We start from the raw sequence: 20,140 nt of genomic DNA, 5'->3' as shown, positions 1-20,140 counted from the left end.
ATGGTAGACGGCGGACCCGCCCCGACCGAATCGACCCGCTCCGCGGCGCGCACTACTCTTAAGGAGCGCGCGGGCCAACTTCTACCCGCAGGCACCCCGTACACCCCATGTCAGGAGAACTCTGCTCGTGTCGATCACAGACGAGATCCGCACCCTCACTCAGCCGGCGCATCCGGCCGACTGGACCGACCTGGACACCAAGGCGGTCGACACGGCCCGCGTGCTCGCCGCCGATGCGGTGCAGAAGGTCGGCAACGGGCACCCCGGCACCGCGATGAGCCTCGCTCCGCTCGCCTACACCCTCTACCAGCGCGTGATGCGTCACGACCCGACCGATCCGAAGTGGGTCGGTCGCGACCGTTTCGTGCTGTCGTGCGGCCACTCCAGCCTGACCCTGTACATCCAGCTGTACCTGTCGGGATACGGCGTCGAACTCGCCGACCTCGAGGCGCTGCGCACGTGGGGCTCGCTGACCCCGGGACACCCCGAGTACGGGCACACCGCGGGCGTCGAGATGACCACCGGACCGCTCGGGCAGGGCCTCGCGTCCGCCGTCGGTATGGCCATGGCCGCCCGTCGCGAGCGCGGCCTGTTCGATCCGGACACCGCTCCGGGTGAGAGCCCGTTCGATCACTTCGTCTACGTGATCGCGTCCGACGGTGACATCGAAGAGGGCGTCACGTCCGAGGCTTCGTCGCTCGCCGGCGTGCAGGAACTCGGCAATCTGATCGTCTTCTACGACGCCAACAAGATCTCGATCGAGCACGACACCACGATCGCGCTCGGTGAGGACGTGGCGAAGCGGTACGAGGCGTACGGCTGGCACGTGCAGACCGTCGACGGCGGCGAGAACGTCACCGGGATCCTCGAGGCCGTCGAGGCCGCCAAGGCGGTCACCGATCGTCCGTCGCTCATTTCCGTGCGCACGATCATCGGCTATCCGGCTCCGACCAAGATGAACACCGGCGACGTGCACGGCGCTGCGCTCGGCACCGACGAGGTCGCCGCCGTGAAGAAGGTGCTCGGCTTCGATCCCGAGAAGAACTTCGACGTCGATCCGGCTGTGATCGAGCACGCCCGCGGCGTCATCGAGCGCAACGCCAAGGTGCGCGAGGCGTGGCAGGCCGACTTCGACGCGTGGGCCCGGCGCGAGCCGCAGCGCAAGGAACTGTTCGACCGTCTGTTCGCGGGTGAGTTCCCGGAGGGCTGGGTCGACGCCCTGCCGCTCTACGATCCGACCGACAGCGGTCCCGCGACCCGCAAGGCCTCGGGCAATGCGCTCGCGACCCTCGGCCCGATCCTGCCGGAACTGTGGGGCGGTTCCGCCGACCTCGCCGGCAGCAACAACACCACGATCCCCGGTTCCGACTCGTTCGGTCCCGAGTCGATCTCCACCGACGAGTGGACTGCCCAGCCCTACGGCCGGACCCTGCATTTCGGTATCCGCGAGCACGCGATGGGTTCGATCCTCAACGGCATCGCGCTGCACGGCCCGACCCGCGCCTACGGCGGCACCTTCCTCGTCTTCTCCGATTACATGCGGCCCGCGGTCCGTCTCGCCGCGCTCATGCAGACACCGGCGATCTACGTGTGGACCCACGACTCGATCGGACTCGGTGAGGACGGCCCGACGCACCAGCCGATCGAGCACCTCGCCGCGCTGCGCGCGATCCCCAACCTCGCGGTGATCCGTCCGGCCGATGCCAACGAGACGTCCTTCGCATGGAAGTCGGCTCTCGAGAACAAGACGGGCCCGACCGCGCTGGCACTCACCCGCCAGAACGTGCCGGTTCTCGAAGGAACCCGGGAGAAGGCCGCCGAGGGTGTCGCCCGCGGCGCATACGTGCTCGTCGAAGCGTCCACCGGAACCCCCGAGGTCGTGCTGCTCGCAACCGGTTCGGAGGTCGAACTGGCTGTGGCCGCGCGCGAGACCCTCGAGGCCGAGGGTGTGCCCACCCGCGTCGTCTCGGTGCCGGTGCTCGACTGGTTCCTCGAGCAGGATCAGGCATACCGCGACGAGGTGCTCCCGCCGTCGGTGCGTGCCCGTGTCTCCGTCGAGGCCGGTCTCGCGCTCCCGTGGTACCGGCTCATCGGCGACGCCGGCGAGGCCGTGTCGCTCGAGCACTTCGGCGCTTCCGCCGACTACAAGACCCTGTACCGCGAGTTCGGAATCACCGCAGAAGCCGTTGTCGACGCTGCGCACCGCTCGCTGACCACAGTGAAGGGATGATCGGATGACTTCGCAGACCACCGCGCAGAACGAGGTACTCGCCGCCCTCTCCGCCCAGGGCGTTTCGGTGTGGCTGGACGACCTGTCGCGTGAGCGGATCGAGTCCGGCAATCTCGCCGAACTGATCGCCACCCGGAGTGTCGTCGGTGTCACCACCAATCCGTCGATCTTCCAGGCGGCGTTGTCCAAGGGACACGCGTACGACGCGCAGGTTCGTGAGCTGGCAGCGGGCGGTGCGGACGTCGAGGAAACCATCCTCGCCGTCACCACCGACGACGTCCGCTCGGCGTGCGACGTGCTCGCTCCCGTGTACGAGGCGACCGGCGGGCTCGACGGCCGCGTGTCGATCGAGGTCGATCCGCGCCTCGCTCACGCCACCGACGAGACCGTCGCGCAGGCGCTGGAGTTGTGGCGCGTCGTCGATCGCCCCAACCTCTTCATCAAGATCCCCGCGACCATGGCCGGGCTGCCGGCGATCGCACGCGTGATCGGCGAGGGCATCAGTGTGAACGTCACGCTGATCTTCTCCGTCGAGCGATACGAGCGGGTCATCGAGTCGTACCTGGACGGGCTGACCGCGGCCAAGGCCGCCGGCCACGATCTCTCGAAGATCCATTCGGTGGCATCGTTCTTCGTCTCCCGGGTCGACACCGAGATCGATGCGCGTCTCGAGGAGATCGGCACCGACGCGGCCCTGGCGCTGCGCGGCAAGGCGGGCGTCGCGAACGCCCGGCTGGCGTACGGCTCGTACCGCAAGGCCTTCGAGTCCGGTGCACGTTTCGAGCAGCTCGCAGAGGCGGGCGCGCTCCCGCAGCGTGCCCTGTGGGCGTCGACCGGGGTGAAGAACCCGGAGTACTCCGACACGATGTACGTCACCGAGTTGGTTGCTCCGAACACCGTGAACACGATGCCGGAGAAGACCCTCGAAGCGGTCGCCGACCACGGGGAGATCACCGGCGACACGGTCACCGGCAACATCGCCGCAGCGCAGCAGGTGTTCGACGCGCTCGCTTCCGCGGGGATCGACCTTCCGGACGTGTTCCGCAAGCTCGAAGAAGAAGGTCTCGAGAAGTTCGAAGCGTCCTGGAACGAGCTGCTGACGGCCACGTCGGAGCAGCTCACCGCCCACGCACCCGGCGCGGAGGGCTGAACGTGAGCGAATCCGGGACGGCGGAGTGGGTGAACCCGCTGCGGGACAGCAGGGATCGCCGGCTACCCCGTATCGCGGGTCCGTGCGCTCTCGTCATCTTCGGCGTCACGGGCGATCTCGCCCGGCGCAAGCTGATGCCGGCGGTGTACGACCTGGCCAACCGCGGGCTCCTGCCGCCCGGATTCGCTCTTGTCGGATTCGCCCGCCGGGAGTGGGACGACGCCGAGTTCGGTGAAGTGGTGCATGACGCGGTGCGCAACAATTCGCGCACCCCGTTCCGCGAAGAGGTCTGGCAGCGGCTCGCCGAAGGCATCCGCTTCGTCCAGGGCTCGTTCGACGACGACGCGGCGTTCGCCGAGCTCGCCGAGACCCTGCACAAGCTCGATCAGGAGCGGGGTACCGGCGGAAATCACGCCTTCTACCTGTCGGTTCCGCCCGACGCGTTCCCGGTGGTGTGCGGGCAACTGGCACGCTCGGGTCTCGCGGCGGCGCACGACGACTCGTGGAGCCGGGTGGTGATCGAGAAACCGTTCGGCCACAACCTCGAGAGTGCGCGTGAACTCAACGCGGTCGTCGGCGAAGTGTTCTCCGAGGATTCGGTGTTCCGCATCGACCACTATCTCGGCAAGGAGACGGTTCAAAACATCCTGGCGCTGCGGTTCGCGAACCAGTTGTTCGATCCGATCTGGAACGCGCACTACGTCGACCATGTCCAGATCACCATGGCCGAGGACATCGGTCTCGGCGGACGAGCGGGATATTACGACGGGATCGGGGCGGCGCGCGACGTCATCCAGAACCATCTGCTGCAGTTGCTGGCGTTCACGGCGATGGAAGAGCCGATCAGCTTCGCGCCGTCCGAACTGCGCGCCGAGAAGATCAAGGTGCTGTCCGCGACCCGGCTTGCCGAACCCCTCGACGAGACCACCGCACGCGGTCAGTACACCGGTGGCTGGCAGGGCGGCGAACGTGTCGTCGGGCTGCTCGAGGAAAAGGGCTTCGCGGCGGATTCGACGACCGAGACGTATGCGGCGATCACCCTCGAGGTGGACACCCGGCGGTGGGCCGGGGTCCCGTTCTACCTGCGGACCGGAAAACGGCTGGGCCGCCGGGTCACCGAGATCGCCGTCGTGTTCAAGCGTGCGCCCCACCTGCCGTTCGACACGACGATGACCTCCGACCTCGGCCAGAACGCACTCGTGATCCGGGTGCAGCCCGACGAAGGTGTCACGATGCGCTTCGGGTCGAAGGTGCCCGGCTCCGAGATGGAGGTGCGCGACGTGAGCATGGACTTCAGTTACGGTCAGGCGTTCACGGTGTCCTCCCCGGAGGCGTACGAACGACTGTTGCTCGACGTGCTGCTCGGAGAACCGTCCCTGTTCCCCGTGGACGAAGAGGTCGAGTTGTCCTGGAAGATCCTCGATCCGGTTCTCGACCATTGGGCCACGAAGGGCCGGCCCGAACCGTACGAGGCGGGAAGCTGGGGCACGGCGTCGTCCGACGAGATGCTGCGCCGCTCCGGCCGGGAATGGAGACGGCCGTGAGACTGCAATTGCGCAACACCTCCGCGGTGGACGTCAGCAAGAAGCTGGTCGAACTTCGCAGGACCGGCGGAATCGTCACTCAGGGCAGGGTTCTCACACTCGTCGTGTGCGCCGGCGAAGCCCGGGGAATCGAGGCGGCGATTTCGGCCGCCACCGATGCCGCCCGCGAGCATCCCTGCCGCGTCATCGTCGTCGGGCGGGGGCGGGCCGAAGGCCCCTCGCGCCTCGACGCGGAGATCCGCGTCGGTGGTGAGGCCGGCGCGTCCGAGGTGCTGATCCTCGCGCTCCACGGCGAACTCGCCGAGCACCAGGAGTCGGTCGTGGTGCCCTTCCTGCTGCCCGACACGCCTGTCGTGGCGTGGTGGCCCGGCCAGGCGCCGCCGGTTCCCGCACACGACCCCGTGGGCAGGTTGGCGGTGCGCCGGCTCACCGACACCACGAACGCCCTCGATCCGCGCGCCGATCTGTTCTCGCGGTTGTCCGGATACACCCCGGGTGACACCGACCTGGCATGGGCCCGGATCACCTACTGGCGCGCGCTGCTGGTCTCCGCGCTCGAACAACCGCCGTACGAGCAGGTCGTGTCAGCCCATGTCTCGGGCCTGCAGACCGAACCGGCCATCGACCTTCTCGCGGGATGGCTCGCGAGCCGCATCGACTGCCCGGTGCAGCGCGCGACCGGCGACCTGCGCGTCGAACTGCGCACCACCACGCAGACGATCGTGCTCGGCCGTCCGCAGGAGGGGCGTGTCGCGACGCTCGAACGAACCGACAAACCTGCGTCCTTGATCACGCTGGCACGGCGGGACTCCGCGGAGTGCCTCGCCGAAGAACTGCGCCGGCTCGACCCCGATGTCATCTACGAGGCCGCGCTGTCGGCCCTGCCGAAGGTGGAATATGTCTGATCCCGCCAAGACCCCGACCGAGGTATTGACCTTCGCCGACTCCGATGCCGTCGCACGCGCCGCGGCAAAGGCTTTCGTCGATGCGGTGGTGGCAGCACAAACCGAACGGCTCCAGGCCCACGTGGTGCTCACCGGCGGCGGAACGGGCATCGCCGTGCTCGAACACGTCGGGCGTGAGCAGGGCGGGATCGACTGGTCGGCCGTCAACGTGTACTTCGGCGACGAGCGGTTCCTGCCCCCGGGCGACCCCGAGCGCAACGAAGTACAGGCGCGGGCTGCGTTGCTCGACCACGTGCCGATCGACGAGGCGCGCATCCACACCATGCCTGCTCTCGGTGAGGACGGATGCACCACGCCGGCGGAGTCCGCCGAGCGCTATGCCCGACTCCTCGCGGCACAGTCCGCAGACGGGTCCGTGCCCGACTTCGACGTGCACCTGCTCGGCATGGGCGGCGAGGGGCACATCAACTCCCTCTTCCCGCACACCGCTGCGGTGCGCGAAACGGAGCGATTCGTCGTCGGAGTGGACGATTCACCGAAGCCGCCGCCGGCGCGGGTGACCTTGACGCTGCCCGCTGTGCAACGCGCCCGTCAGGTGTGGTTGCTGGTCGCCGGCGAGAACAAGGCCGACGCCGTAGCCGCGTCGGTCGGCGGAGCGGACCCGGAGGACGTTCCCGCCGCCGGAGCGCACGGGCGTGAGCGCACCGTGTGGTTCGTCGACCCGGCTGCGGCCGCGAAACTTCCCACGTCCTGATCGGCGGCGGTTCCGCGCCGCCGAGTTATCGAGGGTCGCTGTCGCAGTCCGGATCGTCGGCCGGGATCTGCGGTGCGGTGTCGTCGGTGCCCTCCCTGACGCAACGAAACTTTATGGACGAGCGGGGTCCGCGCGTCGCGCGTGAGGCAGCGAGCCGAGAGCGTCCGGGAACACATCGCGTCGTTCGTGGATCCATGCGGGTGGGCTCCTCCTGTGGTGGGCCGCCGTCGTTGTCGGCCCTTGTCACGTTCGACGCACCACCGGACCCTGCGGTTCCCACGCCGCAGGAAGAACCGGCGCTCCCCTAGCTCGGTCTCGCTGTCCCTTACAGCCCTCGCTCGATCACCGCGGCGGTGACCCGGTCGTCGATCGACGAGACCGGATTCTCACGCCCCACCCACACCTCACCGCCGAAGTACTTCTCGATGATCTTCTCCGCCGTCCGGGTGGCGACAGCCTGCGTGGTCAGCGTGGGGTTGGGGCCGCCGAGGCTGTTGGCGAGCGCCGAGTTGTCGGTGATGAACAGGCGCTTGACCCAACGTGATTCCGCATCGGCGTCGAGTACCGAGTTGTGTTCTTCGAGGCCCATCCGCATGCTCGACTGCGAATGCAGAATCAACGGCGGCCAGTCGCATCGGTGCACCGACTTGGCGCCCGCCGCGCGCATCAGTTCGACAGCCTTCCGGGTCGAGTATTCGCGATTGCGCTTCGTGCGCGCCGATCGATTTCTGTGGGCCATGGTCACTTTCGGCGCGAGCCCGCCTTCGCTCGGAAGCAGCACCGGCGACAACGTCACCCGGTTCTCCGGTTCGACGTCGTCGTCGGTGATGACGAGTGCCGCGAGCACCCGGTCGGTGTCGGCCATCGTATTCAGCAGATCGCGGCCCACGAGCCTTCCCATGGTGTCCGCTCCCGCGGAGTCGACCACGCCCCCCGCTCTTCCGTATCCGTGGATCCCGGAATCGCTGAAGTTCAGTGCGTACGCGATGAGCGCCGGTGGCAGACCGAGTTGCTCGACCCCGCCGTAGCCGGGAAGGTCGACGCGTGCATTCGAGCCGGGGCCTCTGGTCTGGCCCGTGTACTCGTCGAAGACCCCGAATACGCCGTCCATGTGGTGATCGGTCAAGCCACGGCCGACCCATCCGTTCGGGTTGGGGAGACCGGAACCGAGCCACAGTCGCGGCGACTCGACACATCCTGCGGCGAGAACGACGACGGGAGCCGTGGCCTCGTGCTCCGCGCCGTCGGCAGTGGTCGTGAACCGCACCCCACGCGCGGTGGTCTCCCCGTGGACCTCCTCGAAGAGGATCTTCGTGACGACGGCGTCGGAGACGAGTGTGACGGCACGGCCGTGGGGCGACCACGCGTCGGCGGTGAGCATCATCGGAACGTACGAATTATCGGTCGAGCGCTTGGCTTTCAGATTTCGTGGCGCTCCGAGCGGCAGGTAGCAACCCTGATAGCAGTGCCCACACATGGTGCATCCGCGTGCGTCGGGGTAGTGCAGCAGCGCGGGGTCGCGGGTGCGTCCGGCGGTTCCGCCGGGCTGCAGGATCGCGTTCTGCTGCGCACGGTACGACGGTCCTGTCGTGTCGAGCGTGGTCTGGTGTGTCAGGCCGAGGGCGGCGGCGCCACGGAGGAACACCTGCTCCTTGGCGCCCATCGGCGCCGTCTGCACCGGGAGTGTCGCCTCGACCCATTCGTAGTAGCGCCGCAACTCGTCGTAACCGAACGGGAACAGATGCGCGGTGTCGTACATGTCCCGGTCGGGACCGTCGTATCCGGCGAATGCACCTGCTGCCGCCCGAGGCGAATTACCGAAGAAGTGCAGGGTGGTGCCCCCGACGCCGGCGACCTGCCACACATACGATTGCTGAGGAACGTCGCGCAGCCACGGCGTCCGGGATCGATCACCGGGTCCTTGCCGCAGAAATCCTGTGATCGGGTTGTTGGCGTCGTCCTCGAAATGCGTCCACTCGTTCTCCGGGTCGGCGAAGCGTGGCCCGGCTTCGAGGACGAGGACATCGAGCCCGCGGGCGGCGAGTTCCTTCGCGACCACGGGGCCGCCCCCGCCCGACCCGATCACGATTACGTCGGTCATCTACGCCTCCACCTTGTCGATCCCGCGGTAGTACCCGATCACTTCGTCCCACCCATCGCTCGGCCCGGCGTAGTTGCTGAGGTCCCAGCCGACGGGACGGCCGGTCGTCTTCCGTTCGACCGGATCGAACGCCGACACCTCCGAGAACGCGGCGAACGCGGCGAGGGTGGGCAGCGCGTTGACCACGAACCTGATGATGAAATTCTCGAAGCGTGGGTCGGTGTCGAGCCACTCGAACACCAGCGCCTTCTTCGCAAAGTCCAGGTTGGCGAACGGCGCCGCGAACGGCCCGTTCGAAGCGCCCGGATCGGCGGTGGCAGCAAAGATGTTGAGCAGCACCGCAACTCCGGCTGCGCCCGGAAGGGGAACTCCCACTCCTCCGAACAGCGGAATCGCGAGCGCTCGGTCGAGGGTGCGCTCGAGCGACGCTGCCGTGCCCGGAGTCACCCCACCCGGCCGGTCCGTCGCCACCCCCTGATGATGCGAATAGGGGTCGTTTCCGGGAACCACGAACGAGAGCACACCGTTGATGGTGTCCCGGATCGGTGGTGCCGGGGCCGCGGGTTGAGCCCCCGCCGCGGGCGCGCCCACCACGCCCAGCGCGGCCAGTGCGGCACCACCGCCGATCAAGCCGGTCAGAAACTGCCGTCGGTTCCATGAACCGTCGTGTTCGCAGGCCACGCCGCCCCCTCCGCCGGTGCAAAGACAACTTATGGGAGTGTACGGACGAACCGGTCGGAATTCGGGAGATGGGGCGACCGGCCGGGACCTACCGGCCGCGCCGGTTCGGTCACCCGTCGGCGGTCCGGTGGACCACACTGGGAGGGTCTACGAGAGGGAGAATCCGATGGGCACGCCGACCACGGTGATGGGAGAAGTACGGCCGGAAAGCGACTGTCCCGACGACGCGTCGCTGGTCGGACTGGTCTACCGTCGCAGTTTCGCGTTGCCCGCAAGCGAGATCTGGACAGCACTCACCGAACCCCGCGAATTGTCCCGCTGGTACGGCACATACACCGGAGATCCCTCCACCGGGCGGGTGCGGTTGACGATGGTGGACGAGCACGATTCGGCCACCGCCGACGTGCGCATCGTCGAATGCACTCCCCCGTCCCGTTTCTCCGTCGACGTCGACGGATGGTTGCTCGCCGTCGCGCTGCACACCGTAGGCCGCGTCACCACCCTCGACTTCACGCACTCACACGTCCCACGATCGGAAGCCGGTGAGATCGGTCCGGTCTGGCAGTACTACCTCGATCGCTTGGACGCCGCCTTGACCGGAGGCCGGCCGCCTCGGTGGAGCGACTACTTGTCGCTGGTCGACGAATATCGGTGAGACCTCTCCTCCGGGCCGGTCAATGATGGACGGGCCGTAGCAGATCCGGCGTGTTGTTCCGGGGCGAGTTGACGGCGGTACCGACCTCGTACGGCTCGAGATGAGGTTCCGGGATCGAGTTGAGCAGCGCCTCCACGTCGTCACGGTCGGTCAGCGCCACGTCCAGCCACGGGTCGACGAACGTCTCCGGAAGCACCACGGGTGAGCGGTCGTGGATATGCCCGGCCGCATCGGTGGCCGGGCGCGTCAGCACCGTGCACGTCCACAACCAGCGATCCGGATCATCCTCGGGCCGTTCCGGATCGGGCCACAACTCGTAGAGCCCGGCCATCGAGATCGGCGCGTCGGCGTGCAGGAAGAAGGGAATCTTCTTGCCCTCCTCGTTCTTCATCCACTCGTAGTAGCCGTCCGCCGGCAGGATGCATCGCCGCCGGGACGCAGCAGCCTTGAACGCCGGTTTCTGCGTGATCGTCTCCGAACGGGCGTTGATCATGCGCGAGCCGATCTTCGGGTCCTTCGCCCACGACGGCACCAGACCCCAACTGACCCGGGACGACACCATGCGCACCGGATCACCGCCGGGCGTGTCGCGTGGGACGCGCTCGAGCACCACGTTGACCCGCTGGGTGGGGGCGACGTTGTAGGACGGTGGCAACTCCTCACCGACCGCCGTCACGGCATCGTAGGCCGCAAGCAGGTCGTCCCGGGTACTCGTGCTTGCATATCGTCCGCACACGACATCGGCCTCTCTGGTTGCGACGCTCCGTTTGTTTCACATCTTCCCACCGCGATACGGCCGCACCCGGCACTCTCCGGCAACGGACGCAGCCCGGGACGTTCACCCCGGTCGATCCCCGAGCGAAGCCAGTCGGGAACGCACTCGGCGACGTTCCGGTTCGGTGCCGGCGAGGTCGAGCGCCTGCCGGAACGCGGACTCGGCCTCGGCATCACGGCCGAGGCGGACGAGAAGATCGGCCCTGGCCGTGTGGTACGGGTGATGCTCGCGCAGGACCGGTTCGCCGGCCAGGCCGTCGAGCAGTGCCAGGCCCGACTCCGGGCCGTCGCACATCGCCACGGCGACCGCGCGGTTCGCGGCAACCAGCGGCGACGGCATGAGTGCGAGCAGCACTCCGTACAGCGCAACGATCTGTCGCCAGTCGGTGGACTCGGCGTCGGGCGCCTCGTCGTGCAGCGCGGCGATCGCCGCCTGCACCGCGTACGGGCCGGGGGGCCCACCGGTCAGCCCGGTCACCACCAGCGCACGACCCTCGTCGATCATCGCCGTGTCCCACCGGGTCCGGTCCTGGGCGTCGAGGAGCACGATCTCACCGTCGGAATCGGTGCGGGCGTGGCGACGGGCATGGACGAGCAGTTCCAGCGCGAGCAACCCGGCCACCTCACGTTGCGAAGGCATGAGCCCGTGCAGGATCCGCACCAGCCGAAGCGATTCGTCTGCCAGATCGGGCCGTTGCAGATCGGTGCCACTACTGGCCGCATACCCTTCGGTGAAGATCGAATACAGGGCACCGAGAACCACCGGCAGCCGTTCGTCGAGTTCGTCCGGACGAGGAACCCGGAACGGGATTCGCGCGCCACGGATCTTGTTCTTGGCCCGCACGATCCGCTGCGCCATCGTGGCGTGCGGAACGAGGAACGCGCGCGCGACCTCGCCGGTGGTCAGACCTCCGAGACAACGAAGGATCAGCGCGACACGGTCGTCGGGAGCCAGTGCCGGGTGGGCACACGTGAAGAACAGTTCGAGTCGTTCGTCGGGCAATTCGTCGCCGCGCGGATCCGAGGAGCCGCGCCGCTCGATGTCGATCGCGAGTTCGGCCAGACGTTGCGTGTAGACGCGGTCGCGGCGTACCCGGTCGAGTGCCCGGCGACGGGCGGTGGTGAGCAGCCACGCGCCCGGCCGATCGGGCACCCCGCCGACCGGCCAGTGCACGAGTGCCGCCTCGAGGGCGTCCGATGCGGCTTCCTCGGCCAGGTCCAGATCGCCGAAACGGTGCACCAGCGCCGCGAGAAGCCGCCCGTGCTCCTCGCGGAACACCGCTTCGGCCGAGACACCCGCATCGGGCACGGCTAGTCGCCGAACTCGGCGATCGGGCGCACCACCACGGTGCCGCCGTCCCGGGCGCCCGGACACCGGGACGCCCACTCGATCGCGACGTCGAGGTCCGGTACATCGACGACGTCGTAGCCGCCCAGTACCTCCCGGGTCTCCGCATACGGGCCGTCGGTGACCGTGCGACGACCGTCCGCCGCCACCTGTACGGCGGTCGCGGTGGTGAGGTCCTGGAGTGCGTGGCCGGTGACGAGCACCCCCGCGTCCCGCATCGCCTTTTCGTAGTCCTGCCAGTCCTCGACCGTGCAGGTGCTCTCGTCGGCCGCCGATGTGTAGATCAACAGCATGTACTTCATGATCGTCTCCTCGTGGTTCGGTACGACGATTCGCCGTACACCATGACGACGAACTCTCCCTACCGAAATCGACACGCGCGCGAGATTTTCTTTCGGCGGCCGGTCAGCCGCTGTTCCGGAGCGCGGTGGCGAGTCCGTTCATCGTCAGCTGGATTCCCCGGCGAACCTGTTCGGTGTCCTCGCCCGCCCGGAATCTGCGCAGGAACTCGACTTGCAGGTGGTTGAGCGGTTCTAGGTAGGGGAACCGGTTGTGCAGTGACCGTTCCAATGCAGGATTGTCGGCGACGAGCGAGTCGTAGCCCGTGATCCGCTGGTAGGCGTCGACGGTCCGGGCGTGTTCCTCCACGATCCGGCCGAACACTCGTCCCCTCAGATCAGTGTCCTCGACCAACTCCGAGTAGCGCGCGGCGATTCCGAGATCGGATTTGGCCATCACCTGCGCCATGTTCGAGAGCACCGTGCGGAAGAACGGCCAGCGCCGATACAGGGCTCGCAAGGACTCGAGCTTCTCGGGATCGTCGCCGACCCACTCGGCCACCGCGCTGCCCGTGCCGTACCAGCCCGGCAACATCACCCGGCTCTGTGTCCACGCGAGCACCCACGGGATCGCACGCAGGTCGGCGATGGCCGCGGTCGGTTTGCGCGACGCCGGCCGGCTGCCGATGTTGAGCGCTCCGATCTCCGCGACGGGCGTCGAGGTCGTGAAGTACTCGACGAATCCGGGCGTCTCGTGAACCAGACGCCGGTAGGCGTTTCGGGCCAGGTCCGCGAGTTCGTCGAAGATCCGGTAGGCAGCCGACGCATCCGCGCCGAGCCCTTCGACGTCGAGCAGTGTGGATTCCAGAGTCGCGGCGACGAGCGCCTCGAGGTTGCGACGGGCGAGCACGGGTTCGCGGTACTTGGCGGCGATCACCTCTCCCTGTTCGGTCACCCGGAGCGAGCCCCGCACCGCACCGGGCGGCTGGGCGAGGATGGCGTCGTAACTGGGACCGCCGCCGCGGCCGACGGTTCCCCCACGGCCGTGGAACAGACGCAGGCGAACACCCGCGGCGCGGGACGCCTCGACGAGGTCGAGTTCTGCTCGGTACAACGCCCAGTTGGCGGCGAGATATCCGCCGTCCTTGTTGGAGTCGGAGTAGCCGAGCATGACCTCTTGCAGCCCGTCGTGCGCATCGACCAGGCTCCGGAATTCCGGTACGGCGAGGGCCGCTGTCAGCGTCGACGCGCCGCTGCGCAGATCTTCGATGGTTTCGAACAGCGGAATCACCTGCACGCTGCTCCGCGGATATCCGGAGTCGAGGTCGAGCAACCCGACTTCCTTGAGGAGGACTTCCACCTCGAGCAGATCCGAGACCGAGGTACACATGCTGATGATGTAGTGCTCGATCGCGGCGGGCCCGATGCGGCGCACGACGCTCGCTGCGGCGCGCAAGATGCCGAGTTCCTTGGCCGTTTCGTCCGACAACTGCGCGTCGGGGGTGGTCAGGGGCCGCCGGATGCGTAGTTCGGAGGTGAGCAACGCGACCTTGTCATCCTCCGGCAGCGTTGCGTAGCGGTCTGTCACACCCGCCCAGGAGAGCAGTTCGGCTACCACGCGCTCGTGGACGTCGGCGTTCTGCCGCAGGTCCAGTGGAGCGAGGTGGAACCCGAAGACCTCGACTGCGCCGCGCAGTCGGGCGAGACGATCGTCGGCGATGACCGCTCCCCCGCCGGCGCGCAGCGACGCGTCGACGACCGACAGATCGGCGAGCAGTTGCGCGGGGGTGCGGTACGGCTCGCGCGACGGCTCGACGGTGTGTGGGAGGTCGACGTCCGGGAGCAGCCGGGCGCCGGTCGCGGTGAGGCGTCCGCGGATTCCCCGCACGGCCCGCCGGTACGGCTCGTCGCTGTGCGCGGGATTCTCGTCGCCGGCGATGTCGGCGAGTTCCTGCAAGCGGGCGGTGATGGTCGTGGTGCGCACCGACATCGACAACTCTTGTTCGAGCACGGCGAGTTCGGCCAGGTGATGGCGCAGGGAGGTCGCGCACGCGCGGTCGGCGGCCGTGGTGACGACCGCGGCGTCGACGTTGGGGTTTCCGTCACGGTCGCCGCCGATCCACGTGCCGGGACGCACGAGCGGACGGGTGAGCACTGCGGCATCGGGCCACCGCTCCCGGAGCGCACGGCGTACCTCGGCGTTGAGAGTGGGCACGACCTCGAAGAACGCCAGATCGTAGTAGCGCAGGCCGTTGTCGATTTCGTCGCTGATGCGAAGCCTCGCCAGCCGGATCAGTGCGGTCTGCCAGAGGGTGAGGATGTGCCGGTACAGGGCACGGTCGATGCTGTCCCGCTCGTAGGGGTCGACGGTGCGGTCGCGGCGCCGCATCAGGTCGGTGACGGCGGTTTGCACGTCGAATACGGTGCGGCGGCGGGTTTCGGTCGGGTGCGCGGTGATCACCGGTGCGACGAGTGCGTCCGCGAGCGCATCGGCGACCCCGTCCGCATCGAGCGGGACCGCATCGAGCTTGGCGTAGGTCGCGGCGAGAGCGCTGTCCTGCGGGGGATCACCGGCCTCGAGATGGACAGCGCGCCGGCGTTCGCGATGAAGGTCCTCGGCGAGGTTGGCGAGCAGCCCGAAGTGACTGAACGCACGGGCGACCGGCAGCAGATCTGCGGTCTCGACGGCAGCGAAACGCTCGGCGAGATCGGCGCGGTCCATCTCGGACCGCCGGATCCGGAAACTCGCGACCCGCGCGGCTTCGACGAGTTCGAACACCTCGTCGCCGGCCTGATCGCGGACGACATCACCGAGGATGCCGCCCAGCAGGCGGATGTCGTCACGCAGGGGTTCGGTGGCCGAAGCCGGCACGGTATCCGTCATTCGGCCAGTATCGGCGCCCCGGGGCCGATATGCGACCGCTGCCGATCAGCTGAACTTGATCTGCAATCCGATACCGAGAATGGCGATGACCCACACGATGCCGGTGAACACGGTGAGCCGGTCGAGGTTCTTCTCGGCTACCGACGAACCGGACAGGTTGGATTGGACCCCGCCGCCGAACAGGCTCGACAGACCGCCGCCCTTGCCGCGGTGCAGCAGCACCAGCAGGATGAGCAGCAGGCTCGTGACGATCAGCAGAATGTCCAGGAACAGTTCCATGTCGGCGTTCGGTGTCCTTCGATGGTGGGTGACGTCGGCCGTCAGCTTACCCGGTCCCGGCGAATCCCAGAATTGCCGCACCCGGTTCGCCGTCCTCGCGGATCGTGGGCCTTCAGGGCTCGTCGTGGGTATACCGGTCGCGACCCGCGAACGCCCCGACCACAGCTTGCCCGGCCCCGCACACCGCGACCAGCAGCAGGACCGTGGTCCAGGTGCCGGTGAGGTCGAAGATCGCGCCGGCGAGCACCGGCCCGCACGCCGCGAGCAGGTAGCCGAGGCATTGCGCCATGCCCGAGAGTTGCGCGGTCTGGGCGACTGTGCGGGTGCGGAGACCGAACAGCGACACCGCGATGATGAACGTCGCGCCACTGCTCATCCCCGCGACCAGGACCCACAACAGGACGAGGTGCGGCGCCCACAGCACACCGATCATCGCGACGACGAGGGCCGAACCGGCGACAGCGGTGAGCCGACTCTGGTCGGTGCGGCGTCCCATCAGAGCGGTGGCGCCCAGACCCGCCACGATGCCGACCACCTGATAGACCGACAGGTGCCATCCGGCGGCCGCGCGGTCGACACCCAGACCGGTCTCGATGGACGGCAGCCACGTCACCAGCAGATAGAACGTGGTGGACTGCAGACCCATGAACGCGGTGACCTGCCACGCGGTGGCGGAACGCCACATGGACACGCCGGGTGTCGTGTCCGGGGCGGCCGGCAGCGGTGTCGGCAGGACCCGTCCGCGCACGACCCACACGGCCGCCGCGACCAGCGACACCACGGCCCACAACGCGAGCGCGCCACGCCAGTTGCCTGTCAGGGCGACGAAGGGCACCGCCAAACCGGAGCCCAGTCCGGCGGCGCCGGTCGTCACCGACGAGTACACGCCGGTCACCGTCGAGATGCGCGTGGGATGGTCGCGTTTGACGACTGCCGGCAACAGCACGTTGCCGATGCCGATTCCCACACCGATCGCGATCGTGCCGCCCCACAGCCACAGCGCGCCGGGAATCGACCGCAGCAGGATTCCGGCCGTCAGGACCAGCATCGCGACGAGCACCATGCGCTGCGTCCCGTAACGGATCGCGGGGCGGTGAATCCACGGGGAGACCGCCGCGAAGCACAACAGCGGCACGGCGCCGAGCACGCCGAGCGCCGTGTTGCCGAGCCCGGTGTCGGCGCCGATGTCCTCGAGCAGCGGCCCGATCGCGGTGATGGCCGGGCGCAGGCAAGCGGCGACGAGCAGCACCGCTGCCAACCCGAACACCACGCTGCGGGTGCTCGGGCCGGTGTCGGCGGGGGCGGTCATACGCGTGATGCCTTTCGGTTCGGGTGCACACTCGGAAACGCCGTGGGGCGCAGGATCCGAAGATCCTGCGCCCCACGATCGAGTGAGCCGTACTGCTGCTCGGGCCGGCCTACAGGAGCGGGCCGCCCGCCGCGATTGCGGAGAGCTGAGCGAACTCGTCGGCCTTGAGCGAGGCGCCTCCGACGAGGCCACCGTCGACATCGGTCTGCGCGATGAGCTCGCCGATGTTCTTGGCGTTCACCGATCCGCCGTAGAGGACACGGACCGACGATGCCACCTCGGGCGAGGCGAGTTCGGCGAGGGTGGAGCGCACCGCCGCACAGACTTCCTGGGCGTCGGCGGCCGAGGCCACCTTGCCCGTGCCGATCGCCCACACCGGCTCGTACGCGACGACGATCTTGGCGATGTCGTCGGCGGACAGCCCGGCGAGCGAGCCCTTCAGCTGGGCGACGTTGTATGCGACGTGGTCGCCGGCCTCACGGATGTCGAGGCCCTCGCCGATGCACACGATCGGAGTCAGGCCGTGCTTGAGCGCGGCCTTCGTCTTGTCGCGCACGATCTCGTCGGTTTCGGCGTGCATCGTGCGTCGCTCGGAGTGCCCGACCACGACGTAGGTGCAGCCGAGCTTGGCGAGCATCGCACCGGAGATCTCCCCGGTGTACGCACCGGAATCGTGGGCGGAGACATCCTGCGCACCATAGGTGAGCTTGATCTTGTCGCCGTCGATCAGCGTCTGTACCGAACGGATGTCGGTGAACGGCGGGATGACCGTGACATCGACCTTCTCGAGGTACTTGTCGGGCAGCGTGAACGCGATCTTCTGCACCAGCGCGATGGCCTCGAGGTGGTTCAGATTCATTTTCCAGTTGCCCGCGATCAGCGGTGTGCGTGCCATCGCGCTCAGGCCTCCAGAACCGAGATGCCGGGCAGTTCCTTGCCCTCGAGGTATTCGAGGGAGGCACCGCCGCCGGTGGAGATGTGTGAGAACCCGTCGTCCGGCAGGCCCAGCTGGCGCACTGCCGCAGCGGAATCGCCACCGCCGACGACGCTGAACGCACCCTTGCCGGTGGCGTCGACGATGGCCTCGGCGACACCCTTGGTGCCCGCCGCGAACTTCGGGAACTCGAACACGCCCATCGGGCCGTTCCAGAACACGGTCTTGGCCGCCGAGAGCAACGACGCGAACCGCTGCACCGACTCCGGTCCGATGTCCAGACCCATCCAGCCGTCCGGAATCTCCGTGACCGGGACGGTCTTCGCTTCGGCGTCGGCCGAGAAGCTGTCGGCGATCACGACATCCTGCGGGATGTGCAGGACATCGGCGTAGCGGTCCAGCAGTCCCTTGCAGGTCTCGATCATCGACTCTTCGAGCAAGGAATTGCCGACCGAAATGCCCTGTGCCGCAAGGAATGTGAAGCACATTCCGCCACCGATGACCAGCGTGTCGACCTTCGGCGCGAGCGCCTCGATCACTGCGAGCTTGTCGGAGACCTTCGATCCGCCGAGCACGACCGCGTAGGGACGCTCGGTGTCGGTGGTGAGCTTCTCGAGCACTGCCACCTCGGCAGCGACGAGGCCACCGGCGTAGTGCGGGAGCAGCTTCGCCACGTCGTACACCGACGCCTGCTTGCGGTGCACGACACCGAAACCGTCGGAGACGAAAGCACCGTCGTCGCCGACGAGCTCGACGAGATCGCGGGCGAGCGCCTGACGCTGCGACTCGTCCTTGCTGGTCTCCCGCGGATCGAAGCGGATGTTCTCCAGCAGGAGGATGTCGCCGTCGGTCAGGCCCTCGGAGCGAGCCAGAGCGTCCTGCCCGACGACGTCGCCGGCGAGCTGGACGTTGCGGCCGAGCACCTCACCGAGCTTCGCCGCGACGGGCGCGAGCGAGAACTTCGGATCCGGCTCGCCCTTGGGCCGGCCGAGGTGCGCCACGACCACGACCTTGGCGCCGGCTTCCGCCAGTGCTTCGATCGTCGGGGCGGACGCGATGATGCGGCCGGGATCGGTGATCGTCGCGCCGTCCAAGGGGACGTTGAGGTCGGAGCGCACCAGCACACCGCGCCCCTCCACCCCGGCGTCGAGCAGATCCTTCAGGGTCTGAACTGCCACTGTTCGGGTGTCCTGTCCGGTTCGGGGTCTCAGAGCGACTTGCCGACGAGGCCGATGAGGTCGACGACGCGGTTCGAGTAGCCCCACTCGTTGTCGTACCAGGCCACAACCTTGACCTGATCGTCGATGACCTTGGTCAGCGGCGCGTCGAAGATCGAGGAGTGCGGGTCGGTGACGATGTCCGAGGAGACGATCGGATCGGTGTTGTACTTCAGGATGCCCTTGAGCGGTCCCTCTGCCGCAGCCTGCATCGCGGCGTTGATCTCCTCGATCGACGCCTTGGTGCGGAGGTTGGCGGTGAGGTCGGTGACCGAGCCGGTCGGGATCGGCACGCGCAGCGCGTAGCCGTCGAGCTTGCCGAGCAGCTGCGGAAGAACCAGGCCGATGGCCTTGGCGGCACCCGTGCCGGTGGGAACGACGTTCAGGGCTGCGGCGCGGGCGCGACGCAGATCCTTGTGCGGGCCGTCCTGGAGGTTCTGGTCCTGCGTGTAGGCGTGGATCGTGGTCATGAGACCGCGCTCGATGCCGAAGCTGTCATCGAGGACCTTGGCGATCGGTCCGAGGCAGTTGGTGGTGCACGAGGCGTTGGAGATGATGTTCTGGCTGCCGTCGTACTTGTCGTCGTTGACGCCCATCACGATGGTGATGTCCTCACCCTTGGCGGGCGCGGAGATGATGACCTTCTTGGCACCTGCGTCGAGGTGCCCCTTGGCCTTGGCGGCGTCGGTGAAGATACCGGTGGACTCGACGACGACGTCGACACCCAGGTCGCCCCACGGAAGCGCGGCCGGGCCTTCCTTGATTTCGAGCGCCTTGATCTTCTGCTCTCCGACGATGATGAAGTCGCCTTCGACACGCACATCCTTGTCGAGGCGACCCAGGATCGAGTCGTACTTCAGGAGCGTTGCGAGAGTGTCGTTGTCGGTCAGGTCGTTGACGGCGACGATCTCGATGTCAGTGGTGCCGAGCGCTTTCTGCGCTTCGACTGCGCGGAAGAAGTTGCGCCCGATACGTCCGAACCCGTTCACGCCTACGCGGACAGTCACAGTAGAGCTCCTTTGCCCAGATCTCGATAATTGTGCTGATGATTGTGCCGTTGTGACCCCTACCCTAATGCGCCGGGGCCACCGTGTGAG

At 67.8% G+C, this 20,140-nt stretch carries 17 protein-coding genes; 6 read left to right on the top strand and 11 right to left on the bottom strand.

Annotated features, from left to right (window positions below):
- The first annotated feature begins 127 nt into the window (after positions 1-127).
- From tkt to pgl, 5 genes are read left to right on the top strand one after another with little or no spacing between them, the layout of a single operon-like run.
- Positions 128-2,230 (top strand): transketolase, encoded by a 2,103-nt coding sequence (tkt, locus tag HF877_RS14435; protein WP_169621879.1) that lies wholly within the window; start codon positions 128-130, stop codon positions 2,228-2,230.
- Between the two features lie 4 nt (positions 2,231-2,234).
- Complete coding sequence (gene tal, locus HF877_RS14430; protein ID WP_169621878.1) at positions 2,235-3,380, top strand: transaldolase; 1,146 nt, start codon at positions 2,235-2,237, stop codon at positions 3,378-3,380.
- Positions 3,381-3,382: 2 nt separating this feature from the next.
- Positions 3,383-4,924 carry a glucose-6-phosphate dehydrogenase gene (gene zwf, locus HF877_RS14425; protein WP_169621877.1) on the top strand — a complete coding sequence of 514 codons (1,542 nt, stop codon included), beginning with the start codon at positions 3,383-3,385 and terminating at the stop codon, positions 4,922-4,924.
- Entirely contained in the window at positions 4,921-5,829 is a 909-nt protein-coding gene (opcA, locus tag HF877_RS14420) for a glucose-6-phosphate dehydrogenase assembly protein OpcA (RefSeq protein ID WP_346765167.1), read from the top strand. The genes zwf and opcA overlap by 4 nt, the downstream gene beginning before the upstream one ends.
- On the top strand, positions 5,822-6,583 hold the full coding sequence (gene pgl, locus HF877_RS14415) for a 6-phosphogluconolactonase (RefSeq protein ID WP_169621875.1): 762 nt from the start codon (positions 5,822-5,824) through the stop codon (positions 6,581-6,583). The genes opcA and pgl overlap by 8 nt, the downstream gene beginning before the upstream one ends.
- A gap of 325 nt (positions 6,584-6,908) precedes the next feature.
- Here the strand turns inward: pgl and HF877_RS14410 are convergent, their stop codons facing one another.
- Positions 6,909-8,684: a GMC family oxidoreductase N-terminal domain-containing protein gene (locus HF877_RS14410; protein WP_169621874.1), complete on the bottom strand. Its 1,776-nt coding sequence runs from the start codon at positions 8,682-8,684 to the stop codon at positions 6,909-6,911.
- Positions 8,685-9,365: a hypothetical protein gene (locus tag HF877_RS14405; RefSeq protein ID WP_169621873.1), complete on the bottom strand. Its 681-nt coding sequence runs from the start codon at positions 9,363-9,365 to the stop codon at positions 8,685-8,687.
- Positions 9,366-9,531: 166 nt separating this feature from the next.
- Between HF877_RS14405 and HF877_RS14400 the strand changes: the two genes are divergently transcribed.
- Positions 9,532-10,020, top strand: coding sequence for an SRPBCC domain-containing protein (locus HF877_RS14400; protein WP_169621871.1), 489 nt, complete (start codon positions 9,532-9,534; stop codon positions 10,018-10,020).
- Positions 10,021-10,039: 19 nt separating this feature from the next.
- Here HF877_RS14400 and HF877_RS14395 read toward each other — a convergent pair whose 3' ends face one another.
- The 9 genes from HF877_RS14395 to gap form a co-directional block, all read right to left on the bottom strand.
- A complete protein-coding gene (locus HF877_RS14395) occupies positions 10,040-10,756 on the bottom strand; it encodes an SOS response-associated peptidase (protein WP_169621870.1) in 717 nt (238 codons plus the stop codon).
- A 102-nt stretch (positions 10,757-10,858) separates the two neighbouring features.
- Positions 10,859-12,103 (bottom strand): DUF6596 domain-containing protein, encoded by a 1,245-nt coding sequence (locus tag HF877_RS14390; RefSeq protein ID WP_169621868.1) that lies wholly within the window; start codon positions 12,101-12,103, stop codon positions 10,859-10,861.
- 2 nt (positions 12,104-12,105) lie between these two features.
- Entirely contained in the window at positions 12,106-12,444 is a 339-nt protein-coding gene (locus tag HF877_RS14385; protein WP_169621866.1) for a YciI family protein, read from the bottom strand.
- A gap of 103 nt (positions 12,445-12,547) precedes the next feature.
- Complete coding sequence (gene ppc / locus HF877_RS14380) at positions 12,548-15,304, bottom strand: phosphoenolpyruvate carboxylase (RefSeq protein WP_169621865.1); 2,757 nt, start codon at positions 15,302-15,304, stop codon at positions 12,548-12,550.
- Between the two features lie 45 nt (positions 15,305-15,349).
- Positions 15,350-15,583 carry a preprotein translocase subunit SecG gene (secG, locus tag HF877_RS14375; RefSeq protein ID WP_072698320.1) on the bottom strand — a complete coding sequence of 78 codons (234 nt, stop codon included), beginning with the start codon at positions 15,581-15,583 and terminating at the stop codon, positions 15,350-15,352.
- Between the two features lie 112 nt (positions 15,584-15,695).
- Entirely contained in the window at positions 15,696-16,892 is a 1,197-nt protein-coding gene (locus HF877_RS14370; RefSeq protein ID WP_169621863.1) for an MFS transporter, read from the bottom strand.
- Positions 16,893-17,001: 109 nt separating this feature from the next.
- The gene (tpiA, locus tag HF877_RS14365) at positions 17,002-17,787 is read right to left on the bottom strand and encodes a triose-phosphate isomerase (protein ID WP_169621862.1); all 786 of its coding nucleotides are present in this window, start codon (positions 17,785-17,787) and stop codon (positions 17,002-17,004) included.
- Between the two features lie 5 nt (positions 17,788-17,792).
- Positions 17,793-19,004: a phosphoglycerate kinase gene (locus tag HF877_RS14360; protein ID WP_169621861.1), complete on the bottom strand. Its 1,212-nt coding sequence runs from the start codon at positions 19,002-19,004 to the stop codon at positions 17,793-17,795.
- A gap of 29 nt (positions 19,005-19,033) precedes the next feature.
- Positions 19,034-20,050 (bottom strand): type I glyceraldehyde-3-phosphate dehydrogenase, encoded by a 1,017-nt coding sequence (gene gap / locus HF877_RS14355; protein ID WP_169621860.1) that lies wholly within the window; start codon positions 20,048-20,050, stop codon positions 19,034-19,036.
- Positions 20,051-20,140: the final 90 nt, after the last annotated feature.

It is taken from the genome of Rhodococcus sp. BL-253-APC-6A1W, from assembly GCF_012843405.1.
In the GTDB taxonomy this organism is placed as follows: Bacteria; Actinomycetota; Actinomycetes; order Mycobacteriales; family Mycobacteriaceae; genus Rhodococcus.
This window is presented reverse-complemented; position numbering and strand designations above follow the sequence as displayed.